Origin of the sequence: Streptomyces sp. NPDC126497 (assembly GCF_040302425.1) — a bacterium.
GTDB lineage: Bacteria > Actinomycetota > Actinomycetes > Streptomycetales > Streptomycetaceae > Streptomyces.
In genome coordinates this window covers 36,111-48,079 of record NZ_JBEORT010000021.1, presented here as the reverse complement: position 1 = coordinate 48,079, position 11,969 = coordinate 36,111, and the positions used below count along the sequence as shown (strand labels likewise).

The following is an 11,969-nucleotide window of genomic DNA, read 5'->3' as shown; positions in this document are numbered from 1 at the left end:
CGTGACCCGACGAACCGACTGGGCGGAGTACGAGTTCGCCGCCTCCGGTGTCCCACGGGGGAGGGGCACCGGAAGCGGCGACGGCCCAGCCGTGGACGGTGACGCGGCGTACGACGACAGCACCGGCGGGGGCGGTGGCGCACAGACGGGCGGCCCGCGTGACGGCGGGCCGCGCGGTGGACGCGGGCGCAGACGCCGGACCTTCGGCGAGGCGACCGCGGAGGACGGGGGCGCCTCCTCCTCGTCGAGGGCCGGGCGGGAGGAACCTCCGGCGGATCCGGTCGAGCGGGCGCGGGCGATCTGCCTGCGCCTGCTCACCGGGACCCCGCGCACCCGGAAGCAGCTCGCCGACGCCCTGCGCAAGCGGGAGATCCCGGACGAGGCCGCCGAGGAGGTGCTGTCCCGGTTCGAGGAGGTCGGACTGATCGACGACAGTGCCTTCGCGGACGCCTGGGTGGAGTCACGGCACCACGGCAGGGGACTCGCCCGGCGTGCGCTCGCCCGGGAGCTGCGCACCAAGGGGGTCGACCCCACGCTGATCGACGAGGCGGTCTCCCGGCTCGACTCCGAGCAGGAGGAGGCGACCGCCCGGGAGCTGGTCGCCCGTAAACTGCGCGCCACCCGCGGACTCGACCGAGACAAGCGGCTCCGCCGCCTCGCGGGCATGCTCGCCCGCAAGGGCTACCCCGAGGGCCTCGCCCTGCGCGTCGTCCGGCAGGCGCTGGAGGAGGAGGGCGAGGACACGGGGTTCCTCGGCGACGAGGCGTTCTGAGACGACGCGGAGCGCGGTGGAACGGCACCGGACGCCTTCCGCGCGACGCCTAACCGGGCGGTGCGGGGACCACCGGCAGGCCCGCCTCCCGCCAGGCCTGGAAGCCGCCGATCAGATCGGTGGCCCGGTGCAGGCCCAGCCGGTGGAGGGACTCCGCTGCGAGGCTGGAGGCGTAGCCCTCGTTGCAGATCACCACGACCCGCAGGTCGTGGCCCGTGGCCTCCGGGAGGCGGTGACTGCCCCGCGGGTCCAGGCGCCACTCCAGTTCGTTGCGTTCGACCACGAGGGCCCCCGGAACGAGCCCGTCCCGGTCCCGCAGCGCGGCGTAGCGGATGTCCACCAGCAGCGCCTCACCGGCCCGCGCGGCCTCGTAAGCGTCCCGGGGGCCGACGCGCTCGTAACCGGCGCGCACCCGCTCCAGCAGTTCGTCGATGCCCACGGCCCCACCGGCCGGTTCGTTCGTCCCGCTCACTGCCAGTCCTCCGGGCGTTCGACCTGCTCCAGGCGGAGAACAGGGCCGGTGCGACTGTAGCGGCGGATCCGCGGCAGCGGCGGATAGTAGGCGTGCACCGAGATCGCGTGCCGGTCCGGGGACTCGTTGAGCACCTCGTGGACGTGATGCCGTCCGAAGGCGCGGCCCTGCCCGGCCCCCAGCCGGCGTTCCCGGTCCACGCCGTCGGTGAGTTCCAGGGTCTTCCAGCCGTCGGTGGGCAGCCGCGCGGCGAGCGCGTTCTCCTTCAGCTCGCCCGAGGCGGTCATGAAGGCGCCGATGGAGTCGGCGTGGTCGTGCCAGCCGGTACCGGTGCCGGGCGGCCAGCCGATCAGCCAGGCCTCGCTGCCGCCGGGCCCGTCGAGCCGCATCCAGGTGCGCCCCTCGGGATCGAGCGGAAGGGCGGCGATCAGTTCGGCGTCGGCGACGGTACGCCGTACGAAGTCGAGGAGGTCCGCCTGCGTGGGGGCGGAGACGGGGGCCGGAACAGCCGGAACAGGGGAGGGGACAGACACGTGCACCGTCCTGGAGAAGGTTCGCGGAGGTGCGCGGCCGCACGGACGAGACGGCGGGCGGCGCGCGGGGAAGGAGGAGGAACGCGAATCAGCAGGACGGGCGACACACGCAGCCCGCATAGCGGACGAGGTCCATGTGGACCCTCCGCCACAGGCGTACACAGGTGTCGGTCACGAGGCGGAGTACACCACGGGGCCGCGCACCGGTTCAACTCGCCGACACCATGTGGACCACAGGGTGTCGGCGGAACGGGACCCTCAACGTGATCCGGCCCCCGCGTCGGCCGGGGCCTCCGCCTCCTTCACGGAAGGCCCGCCGACCGCGGTTTCCGCCGCCGCGTACAGATCCGCCGGTCGGACCCCGCTCAGCGCCGTCACCAGGTGACCGTCGGGGCGCACCAGCAGCACGGTGTGGGCCGCCGCCCCCGGATAGCTCTCGGCGACCAGCAGCTCGGCCCGGTGCGGCAGCGCCGAGACGGCCGCCGCCAGCCGGGGCATGACCCCGGCGGACATCCAGTGCCGGCGCTCCCACACCCCCGTACCGGGTGCGATCAGCACCACCAGCAGCGCACCCCGGCCGAGCCGGTCCCGCAGCCGGACGAAGGCGCCGTCCTCCGCCGTGACCCGTACGTCCACCACCGCCGACCCGGGAGCCGTCCCGACGGGCGCCTCGCCCTCGAGAGGGCCGGGCGTGAGAGGCGAGCCGGCGTACGTCCCCGGCGCGCCCAGCGCGCCCCGCCCCAGGTGGCCGTCCATCAGCAAGGCGTCGTGCCCCCGCGCGGAGCCCGGCACGTAGGAACGCAGCCCGCCGCCGCGCACCAGCGGCAGCGTCCGGTCGGCGGCGCGCAGCCGGGCGGCGACGACCGCCCGGCGCTCGGTCTGGTAGCTGTCGAGCAGCGCCTCGTGCGGACCGTGGTGCCAGGCCAGCGCCAGCTTCCAGGCGAGGTTGTCGGCGTCGCGGAGTCCTTCCTCCAGCCCGTGGGTGCCCAGCGCGCCGAGCAGGTGGGCCGCGTCCCCGGCGAGGAACACCCGGTCGGCCCGCCAGCGCCGGGCCAGCCGGTGGTGGACGGTGTGCACCCCGGTGTCCAGCAGCTCGTACGGCGGGGTCGGGCCGCCCGTCCAGCCGGCCAGGGTCTCCCGGACCCGGGTCAGCAGCAGTTCGGGCGTGACCAGGTCCTTGCCCGGTGGCAGCAGCCAGTCCAGCCGCCACACCCCGTCCGGCAGCGGACGCGCGGTGATCTCCCCGGCCGAGGGGCCGGAGGTGCGCCACGGCGGCGCCCGGTGCAGCACCGCCTCGTCGTGCCAGGGGAGTTCGGCGCGCAGGGCGGCCACGGCGTGACGTTCCACCGCGGTGCGGCCCGGGAAGCGGATGTCCTGGAGCTTGCGCACGGTCGAGCGCGGGCCGTCGCAGCCGACCAGGTAACTGCCGCGCCACCAGGTGCCCCCGGGGCCGCGGGTGTGGGCGCCGACACCGGAGGGTTCCTGCTCCAGGGAGTCCAGCCGGCTGTCCGTGGCGACCTCGACGAGCCGTTCGCGGGCGAGGGCCGCGCGCAGGGCACCCGTCAGGACGTGCTGGGCGATGTGCAGGGGAGCGGGCTCGGTGTCGCCGAAGGCGACCTCGGACGTCACCTGCCTGCGCCGCATGGACCGCCATCCGGCCCAGCGGACACCGGCGTGCGCGAGCGGTACGCCGGTCAGCCGCTCCATGAGCGCGGCGGTCTCCTCGCGCAGGACGACGGTGCGCGCCGGGCGGGGTTCGTCCTTGCCCGACCCCTCGTCGAGGACCACGCACGGCACTTCCTGGCGTGCCAGCGCCAGCGCCAGCGTGAGTCCGACGGGCCCCGCCCCGACGATGATCACCGGGTCCACGGCGCGGCGCCCCCTGCTCGAAGTGACGTCCGGAGGGACGTGGAGGAACAGGAAGATGGAGCAGGGTGCACGATCACACAACGTATGCAACCCATTGCCGGTGCTTGCGTCAAGTGACCGAAGGCCAGTTGTGATCATGGAGCGGGCCGGGGCCCGTCACACCACTCGACCGTCCCTCACCGCAGTCCGGTGCGCACCGCTCTCCCGTACCGCCGGGCCGCCCGGCAACGCGACATGACGGTGGCCCGCCGGGATGTGGCGGGCCACGGTCGTACCGGGTGTCAGGCGCGTGTCACCGGTCCGCGCCGGTCTTGCGGGTCCCCCCGACCTCGCCCGCGTTGAGGTCGTCGACGTCCTCCGCGCCGACGACCGCGCCCGTGCTCTTCTTGCTGCGCCTGAGCCTTGCCTCCAGCCAGCCGGCGAAGGACGTCAGGGCGAAGTTGAGCGCGATGAAGATCACGGCCACCACCGTGAAGCTGGCGATGACGTTGGCGCCGTAGTAGCCGCTCATCGTGTTGGCCGAGGCGAGCAGCTCGGGGAAGGTGAGGACGGCGCCGCCGAGGGCGGTGTCCTTCACGATCACGACGAGCTGGCTGACGATGGCCGGAAGCATCGCGGTGACCGCCTGCGGCAGCAGGATCCCCCGCATCAGCTGGCCCTTGCGCAGCCCGATCGCCATGGCCGCCTCGGACTGGCCCTTGGGCAGGGACAGGATGCCGGCGCGCACGATCTCCGCGAGGACGGAGGCGTTGTAGAGCACCAGACCCGTGACGACCGCGTACAGCGGGCGGTCGTCGGAGCTGACGTCGGTGTACTCGGCGAACAGGGCGAGGCCGAAGATCATCAGGACCAGGACGGGGATGGCACGGAAGAACTCGACCACGATTCCGGCCGGTACGCGGATCCAGGCGTGGTCGGACAGCCGGGCGATGCCGAGGGCCGCGCCGAGCGGCATGGCGATCAGGACCGCGAGCACGGCCGCCTTCAACGTGTTCTGCAGACCCGGCCAGATGTACGTGGACCAGGCTTCGGTGCCGGTGAAGAACGGTTCCCACAGGGACCATTCCAGCTGGCCCTTGTCCTTGAGCGTGCTGAACACCCACCACAGCAGGGCGGCGAGGGCGACCAGGAAGACCACCGTGAAGACGATGTTCCGCCGCTTGGCGCGAGGCCCCTGGGCGTCGTAGAGAACGGAGCTCATCGCTTCACCGCCACCTTCTTGCCCACCCAGCCGAGGATCAGGCCGGTCGGCAGCGTCAGAACCACGAAACCGAATGCGATGACCGCGGAGATCAGCAGCAGTTGCGCCTCGTTCTCGATCATCTCCTTCATCAGCAGGGCCGTCTCCGCGACACCGATGGCGGCGGCCACCGTGGTGTTCTTGATGAGCGCGATGAGCACGTTCGCCAGTGGACCGACGGACGAGCGGAACGCCTGGGGCAGCACCACCAGGCCCAGCACCTGGTTGAAGTTGAGGCCGAGTGCGCGGGCGGCCTCCGCCTGGCCGACCGGCACCGTGTTGATGCCGGAGCGCAACGCCTCGCACACGAAGGCCGAGGTGTAGAGGATCAGACCGAGGACGGCGAGCCGGAAGTTGATCGTCTCGAAGTCGTCCGCGCCGAGACTGACACCCAGCGTCTGGTTCAGACCCAGCGACGTGAAAAGGATGATGACCGTCAGCGGGATGTTCCGCACGATGTTCACGTACGCGGTCCCGAAGCCGCGCATCAACGGCACCGGGCCGACCCGCATGGCGGCCAGCAGGGTGCCCCAGATCAGGGAACCGACGGCGGAGAGCACAGCGAGCTGCACCGTCGTCCAGAAAGCCCCCAACAGGTCGTAATCTTCAAGAAAGTCGAACACGATCTCCCGCGCTTCCGCGTGTAGGGATGCCCACCCCGGTGCGCCGCCCCGCATCAGGGGCGGCGCACCCTGTCGGGCGTTGCCTCAGCTCTTGATGTCGCCGATCTTCGGCGCGGGCTCGTTCTTGTAGTTGGCCGGGCCGAAGTTGTCCTTGACGGCCTTCTCCCAGGACTTGTCGGCCACCATCTCCTCGAGGGCCTTGTTGATCTTGTCCTTGAGGTCGCTGCCCTTCTTGACGCCGATGCCGTAGTTCTCGTTGGTCAGCTTGAAGCCGCCGAGCTTGAACTTGCCCTTGAACTGGGACTGGGCGGCGTAACCGGCGAGGATGGAGTCGTCGGTGGTCAGCGCGTCGACGGCACCGTTCTGCAGACCGGGAAGGCAGGCGGAGTACGTCGGGTAGGGCTGCAGCTGCGCCTTGGGCGCGAGCTTGTCCTTGACGTTCTGCGCCGAGGTGGAGCCGGTGACGGAACAGAGCTTCGCGTTGTTCAGGTCCTCCGGCGACTTGATCTTGTCGTCGTCGGCGCGGAGCAGCACGTCCTGGTGGGCGAGCAGGTAGGGGCCGGCGAAGTCGACCTTCTCCTGGCGCTCCGGGGTGATCGAGTAGGTGGCGGCGATGAAGTCGACGTCACCGCGCTGCAGCATGGTCTCGCGGTCGGCGCTCTTCGACTCCTTCCACTCGATCTGGTCCTCGTCGTAGCCGAGCTTCTTGGCGACGTACGTGGCGACGTCCACGTCGAAGCCCTCGTAGCCCTGAGGCGTCTTCTGACCGAGACCGGGCTGGTCGTACTTGATGCCGATCTTGATCTTGTCGCCGCCCGAGGAGGACGAACCGTTGTCCTTGCTGTCGTCGCCGCCGCAGGCGGTGGCGGTCAGGGCGAGGGCGAACACGACGGCCGAGGCGGCGGTGACCTTGCGGAGCTTCATGGTGCACATCCTTTGACTGGTGAAGTGGTGCGGCCCGGGCGGTGTCCGGTGACGCAAGTCGTCGGGGCGCGGGGCGCCTCAGTGGTGAAGGATCTTCGACAGGAAGTCCTTGGCGCGGTCACTGCGCGGATTACTGAAGAACTGCTCCGGCGAAGCCTGTTCGACGATGCGGCCGTCCGCCATGAACACCACACGATTGGCGGCCGAACGGGCGAATCCCATCTCGTGGGTGACGACGATCATGGTCATGCCGTCCCGGGCGAGCTGCTGCATGACCTCCAGCACCTCGTTGATCATCTCCGGGTCGAGAGCCGACGTCGGCTCGTCGAAGAGCATGACCTTGGGTTCCATCGCCAGGGCCCGCGCGATGGCGACGCGCTGCTGTTGACCACCGGAGAGCTGCGCGGGGTACTTGTCCGCCTGCGCGCCCACACCGACCCGGTCGAGCAGGGCGCGGGCCCGCTCCTCGGCCGCCTTCTTGTCCTTCTTGCGGACCTTGACCTGGCCCAGCGTCACGTTCTCGAGCACGGTCTTGTGCGCGAAGAGGTTGAAGGACTGGAAGACCATGCCCACGTCGGCCCGCAGCCGGGCGAGCTCCTTGCCCTCATGGGGCAGGGGCTTGCCGTCGATGGTGATCGAACCGGAGTCGATCGTCTCCAGACGGTTGATGGTGCGGCACAGGGTGGACTTGCCGGACCCGGAGGGTCCGATGACCACGACGACTTCGCCGCGGGCGATCGTCAGGTCGATGTCCTGGAGTACGTGCAACGCGCCGAAGTGCTTGTTGACGCTCTTCAGGACGACCAGATCGCCGGTCGCGGCCACATCTTCCTTGGCCACCGATACTTCGGTCATCGCTCTCGGGCTCCGTCCTCCTCGGTTTCGGAGGACAGTAGTAACCCGTCGGACCTGCGTCATCACATCTGAGGGGAATCTGAGCATCACGATCCGATAGCAATCGGACACCTGTCGTAGCACTTGTGAGCAGGGGTGATTCCAGCCGGGTAACGGTACGGAAGAGCAACCGGAACCCTCTTGACGCCGTCCTCGTTCATCGGCGTCACTGCAAGGTGCACGCGCCCGTGCACGCGTTCCCCTACCCGAGGAGAGCGTACGGCCGATGAACCGAAGGGGGCCCCGGTGAGACTGCTCCTCGTCGAGGACGACAACCACGTCGCCGCCGCCCTGTCGGCGGTCCTGGCACGGCACGGGTTCGACGTCACCCACGCGCGCAGCGGTGAGGAGGCGCTCCAGGCGCTCGTCCCCGAGGGCAACGGCTTCGGCGTCGTCCTGCTCGACCTGGGACTGCCCGACCAGGACGGCTACGAGGTCTGCGGCAAGATCCGCAAGCGCACCAGCACACCGGTGATCATGGTCACCGCGCGGTCCGACGTGCGCTCCCGCATCCACGGCCTCAACCTCGGCGCCGACGACTACGTGGTCAAGCCGTACGACACGGGGGAGCTGCTCGCGCGGATCCACGCCGTCAGCCGGCGCACCGTCCCCGGGGAGGCCACGGGCAGTACGGAGACCGAGCTGCGGCTCGGACCGGTCCGGATCGAACTGCCGACCCGCCAGGTCAGCGTCAACGGTTCGGTGGTCCAGCTCACCCGCAAGGAGTTCGACCTGCTCGCCCTGCTCGCCCAGCGGCCGGGGGTCGTCTTCCGCCGGGAACAGATCATCAGCGAGGTGTGGCGCACCAGCTGGGAGGGGACCGGGCGCACCCTGGAGGTGCACGTCGCCTCCCTGCGCGCCAAGCTCCGCATGCCGGCCCTCATCGAGACCGTGCGCGGCGTCGGCTACCGGCTCGTCGCGCCCGTGGCCTAGCGGGGCCGGGTGCACACGCGTCTGCTTCCGCTGCTCATCGTCCTGATGGCGGCCGTCCTGCTCGCCCTGGGGGTCCCGCTCGCCGTCAGCCTGGCCGGCGCGCAGCAGCAGCGGGTCGTCGTCGACCGGATCGACGACACCGCGCGCTTCGCGGCCCTCGCCCAGTTCGTCACCGAGCCCACCGATCCGACGGGTGCGGACGTCAACGAGCGCCGCGAGACGCTCCGCAGCGAGCTCCGCAGCTACCACACGGTCTACGGCATCCGCGCCGGCGTCTTCTACCGCAACGACTTGCCCATGGCGCACGCGCCGGGCGACTGGTTCCCGCCCCGCACGGGCGAGGTGCGCGACGCCTTCGAGGAGGCGCTGCTCAGCCGCCGCAGCCACGACCCCGAGCAGGTGTGGCCCTGGCAGCGGCGCAGCCTGGTGGTGGCCTCGCCGGTCATCCGGGACGGCGACGTCGTCGCGGTGGTGGTCACCGACTCGCCGACCGGGCAGATGCGCTCCCGCATCCTCCGGGGCTGGCTGGTCATCGCCGCGGGCGAGGCGGCCGCGATGCTGCTCGCGGTCGGCGCGGCCCTGCGGCTGACCGGCTGGGTGCTCAGACCCGTGCGGATCCTGGACGCCACCACCCACGACATCGCCACCGGACGGCTGAAGTCCCGGGTCGCGGCGGCCGGCGGACCGCCGGAACTGAGACGGCTGGCCCGGTCGTTCAACGAGATGGCCGACAACGTCGAGAGCGTGCTGGAGCAGCAGCGCGCCTTCGTCGCCGACGCCTCCCACCAGCTGCGCAACCCGCTCTCGGCGCTGCTGCTGCGCATCGAGCTGCTCGCCCTGGAACTGCCCGAGGGCAATGAGGAGATCGCCTCCGTGCAGGCCGAGGGCAGGCGTCTGGCGCAGGTCCTGGACGACCTGCTCGACCTGGCGCTCGCCGAGCACAGTGAGGCCAGCCTCCAGGTCGCCGACATCGGCGCCCTGGCCGCCGAACGGGTGGCGGCCTGGGCGCCCACCGCCGAGGCCAAGGGCGTGCGGCTGACCGGCACCTGCCCGCCGACCACCGCCTGGGCCGACCCGGTGGCGCTGTCCAGCGCCCTGGACGCGGTCATCGACAACGCGGTGAAGTTCACCCCGCCGGGCGAGACCGTCGAGGTGACCGTCGCCTCCAACGGCGACACCTCGACCGTCGTCGTCACCGACAACGGCCCGGGACTGACCGAGGAGGAGCTGACCCGTGTCGGCGACCGCTTCTGGCGCAGCGGCCGGCACCAGAACGTCAAGGGTTCGGGCCTCGGCCTGTCCATCACCCGGGCACTGCTCGCGGCGGGCGGCGGCTCGATCGCGTACGGGCACCACGAGCCGCACGGGCTGCGGGTGACCGTGACGGTGCCGAGGAACGCCCCCACGGGTGAGGAGACGGCTCAGGGCTTGACGGACCGGTAGTACCGGCGGGCTCCCTCGTGCAGCCGGAGCGGATCGGTGTAGATCGCCGTGCGTACGTCGACCAGCTGCGCGGAGTGGACGTGCGCGCCGATGCCGTCCCTGCTCTTGAGCACGACGCGGGTGAGCCACTCGGTGAGCCGGGGGTCGGCGTCCGCCCGGGTGATCAGGAGGTTGGACACCGCCATCGTCGGGACGGCGGAGCCGAGCTGACTGCCGGGGTAGGTCGATTCGGGCATGGTGGTGGCGCGGTAGTAGCGCGTGGCGCCGCCCTGCCTGTGCAGCTCGGAGACCAGGTCGGCGCCGATCGGCACGAACCGCAGCGCGGACCGCTCGGCGAGCGCCTTCAGGCCGTCCGTGGGCAGTCCGCCCGACCAGAAGAAGGCGTCCAGACCGTGTCCGAGCCGCCCCGGGCCGGTGTCGATGCCGTCCGCGGAGGGCCTGATGTCCGTCTCCGGGTCCATGCCGGCCGCCCGCAGCACCCGGTCGGCGATGAGCCGGACCCCCGACTTGGGCGGCCCTATGGCGACCCGCTTGCCGCGCAGGTCGGCCACGGAGCGGATGCCCGAGCCGGGCGCGACGGCGAGCTGCACGTAGTCGTCGTACAGGCGCGCCACCCCACGCAGCCGGTCGGCGCCCGGCCGGTCGCTCAGCCGGTACGTCTCCACCGCGTCGGCCGCGGCGATCGCGAAGTCGGCCTCCCCGGCCGCCACGCGCCGCACGTTCTCCTGCGACCCGTCGCTCGTCCTCAGGCGTACGTCGAGGTCGGGCATGTGCTTGCCGAGCGAGGCGCGCAGGAGCTCGCCGTACTTCTGGTAGACCCCCGAGCGGGTGCCCGTGCTCAGGGTGATCGTCCCGCCCGGCGGCCCCTCGCTCCAGGGCGCCAGCCACCACAGCAGCAGGGCGAGCACCACGAGACCGGCGGCCGTGCCCCGCAGGGCCCGTCGCCTGCCGATCCGGGACGGCACAGGGGACATGCGCGCGATCCTGCCAGCCCGGGTCCCCGCTGACCAGGGCGGAGCTCACAGGGGAGGGTGCCGGGGGCGGTCGCTACAGTCACGGCATGAGTGCTTCGCCCGCCGACCTGGTCCGTGACTTCCACCGCGCCTTCGGGCTGGACGTCCGTGACACACCGTCCGAGGTCTCGCCGGAACTCGCCGCCCACCGCGGTGAGCTGCTCGCCGAGGAGGCCCGGGAAGTCGCCGAGGTGGCGGTGACGGGGCCGCTCGACCGGCTCGCGCACGAGCTGGCCGACGTGGTGTACGTGGCGTACGGGACCGCGCTGGTCCACGGGATCGACCTCGACGCGGTGATCGCCGAGATCCACCGGTCCAACATGACCAAGCTGGGGCCCGACGGCCAGGTCAGCCGGCGCGCCGACGGCAAGGTGCTCAAGGGGGACCACTACGTGGCGCCGGACGTGTCGGCGGTGCTGCGGCGGCAGGGGTGGGTGCCGCGGGGGGAGTCCTGAGCGACGGCGCCCCCGCGTGCCGCGCCGGGGCCTCCCGGACGTTCAGGACACGGGGGGCGCACCCGGCGCCGGCGGTGTCCGGGTGCGGCTCCAATGCGGCCGCACCGACGCCTCCTTCCCCCGCACCGCCCCCGGCCCGGTCCGCCACGGACGCCGAGTGCCTGGCGCTCACCCGGAGGCTGCGGCGCCGGGGGACCCTCGTGCTCTCCGTGTTCGCCCTGGTGTGGGCCTTCGCCGGGGCCTCCGGGACCGGTGCGGCGACGGACGCCGTGCCGGTCTCCATAGAAGTGGCGGCCCTCGTGGTCACCGCGGCGGCGATCCACCTGGGGCGCCGCGCGGATGCCGCTCCCCCGTCCCGGACGGTGAGCCTGCCGGAGAACTGGGCGCGCGGGGTGGGCGTCGTCAACGGCGTCGAGGTGCTGGCCGTCTTCGCGGTCATCGCCGGATCCAACGCCTCCGGCCGCCCCGAGCTCATCCCGGCCGGCGTCGCCCTCGTCGTGGGGCTGCACTTCTTCCCGCTCGCGCGCCTGTACGACCAGTGGCAGTACCGGTGGACGGCGGCGCTGCTGACCGCCGTCGCGGCCGTCGGCGTCGTGCTGGTCGTGGCCGGGCTGTCGGACGAGGGCGTGCGGGTCGTGGTGGGCCTGGGGTGCGCGGCGGTGCTCTGGGCCTCCGCCTGCCACCTGGCCGTACGGGGCTGACGGGCCGCCTTGACCGTGCTCGCGACCGGGGCCATGGAGCGGGTGACCCAGGACGGGGGCCGGCCGTTCCCCCCGGACGACCGACGCCCGTGACGCG

The 11,969-nt window shown here is 71.9% G+C and carries 14 protein-coding genes; 5 read left to right on the top strand and 9 right to left on the bottom strand.

Translation table 11 applies throughout. The features are described 5' to 3' along the window. Nucleotide 1: 1 nt before the first annotated feature. Nucleotides 2-772 (top strand): recombination regulator RecX, encoded by a 771-nt coding sequence (recX, locus tag ABTY20_RS12885; protein ID WP_351997022.1) that lies wholly within the window; start codon nt 2-4, stop codon nt 770-772. Nucleotides 773-821: 49 nt separating this feature from the next. Here recX and ABTY20_RS12880 read toward each other — a convergent pair whose 3' ends face one another. From ABTY20_RS12880 to ABTY20_RS12845, 8 genes are all read right to left on the bottom strand, one after another. Beyond that, on the bottom strand, nt 822-1,244 hold the full coding sequence (locus tag ABTY20_RS12880; protein WP_351997021.1) for a rhodanese-like domain-containing protein: 423 nt from the start codon (nt 1,242-1,244) through the stop codon (nt 822-824). Next, the gene (locus ABTY20_RS12875; RefSeq protein ID WP_351997020.1) at nt 1,241-1,777 is read right to left on the bottom strand and encodes a cupin domain-containing protein; all 537 of its coding nucleotides are present in this window, start codon (nt 1,775-1,777) and stop codon (nt 1,241-1,243) included. The genes ABTY20_RS12880 and ABTY20_RS12875 overlap by 4 nt, the downstream gene beginning before the upstream one ends. Nucleotides 1,778-1,865: 88 nt before the next feature. Beyond that, entirely contained in the window at nt 1,866-1,913 is a 48-nt protein-coding gene (locus tag ABTY20_RS12870; RefSeq protein WP_309506048.1) for a hypothetical protein, read from the bottom strand. Nucleotides 1,914-2,035: 122 nt separating this feature from the next. After that, nucleotides 2,036-3,646 carry an FAD-dependent monooxygenase gene (locus ABTY20_RS12865; protein WP_351997019.1) on the bottom strand — a complete coding sequence of 537 codons (1,611 nt, stop codon included), beginning with the start codon at nt 3,644-3,646 and terminating at the stop codon, nt 2,036-2,038. A gap of 292 nt (nt 3,647-3,938) precedes the next feature. After that, a complete protein-coding gene (locus ABTY20_RS12860) occupies nt 3,939-4,847 on the bottom strand; it encodes an amino acid ABC transporter permease (protein WP_351997018.1) in 909 nt (302 codons plus the stop codon). Beyond that, a complete protein-coding gene (locus tag ABTY20_RS12855; protein ID WP_351997017.1) occupies nt 4,844-5,509 on the bottom strand; it encodes an amino acid ABC transporter permease in 666 nt (221 codons plus the stop codon). Before ABTY20_RS12855 ends, ABTY20_RS12860 begins: the two co-directional genes overlap by 4 nt. An 84-nt stretch (nt 5,510-5,593) precedes the next feature. Then, nucleotides 5,594-6,433, bottom strand: coding sequence for a glutamate ABC transporter substrate-binding protein (locus ABTY20_RS12850; RefSeq protein WP_351997016.1), 840 nt, complete (start codon nt 6,431-6,433; stop codon nt 5,594-5,596). 78 nt (nt 6,434-6,511) lie between these two features. After that, nucleotides 6,512-7,288 (bottom strand): amino acid ABC transporter ATP-binding protein, encoded by a 777-nt coding sequence (locus ABTY20_RS12845; RefSeq protein WP_351997015.1) that lies wholly within the window; start codon nt 7,286-7,288, stop codon nt 6,512-6,514. 285 nt (nt 7,289-7,573) lie between these two features. Between ABTY20_RS12845 and ABTY20_RS12840 the strand changes: the two genes are divergently transcribed. Next, nucleotides 7,574-8,260 carry a response regulator transcription factor gene (locus tag ABTY20_RS12840; RefSeq protein ID WP_351997014.1) on the top strand — a complete coding sequence of 229 codons (687 nt, stop codon included), beginning with the start codon at nt 7,574-7,576 and terminating at the stop codon, nt 8,258-8,260. 9 nt (nt 8,261-8,269) lie between these two features. After that, complete coding sequence (locus ABTY20_RS12835) at nt 8,270-9,703, top strand: sensor histidine kinase (RefSeq protein ID WP_351997013.1); 1,434 nt, start codon at nt 8,270-8,272, stop codon at nt 9,701-9,703. Here ABTY20_RS12835 and ABTY20_RS12830 read toward each other — a convergent pair. Next, nucleotides 9,682-10,677: a TAXI family TRAP transporter solute-binding subunit gene (locus ABTY20_RS12830; RefSeq protein ID WP_351997012.1), complete on the bottom strand. Its 996-nt coding sequence runs from the start codon at nt 10,675-10,677 to the stop codon at nt 9,682-9,684. The two genes, ABTY20_RS12835 and ABTY20_RS12830, sit on opposite strands and share 22 nt — an antisense overlap. Nucleotides 10,678-10,763: 86 nt before the next feature. On the opposite strand from ABTY20_RS12830, the gene ABTY20_RS12825 reads away from it, so the two are divergent. Further along, entirely contained in the window at nt 10,764-11,171 is a 408-nt protein-coding gene (locus ABTY20_RS12825; RefSeq protein WP_351997011.1) for a pyrophosphohydrolase domain-containing protein, read from the top strand. A 200-nt stretch (nt 11,172-11,371) separates the two neighbouring features. Beyond that, nucleotides 11,372-11,872, top strand: coding sequence for a hypothetical protein (locus ABTY20_RS12820; protein ID WP_351997010.1), 501 nt, complete (start codon nt 11,372-11,374; stop codon nt 11,870-11,872). The last annotated feature ends 97 nt before the right edge of the window (nt 11,873-11,969 follow it).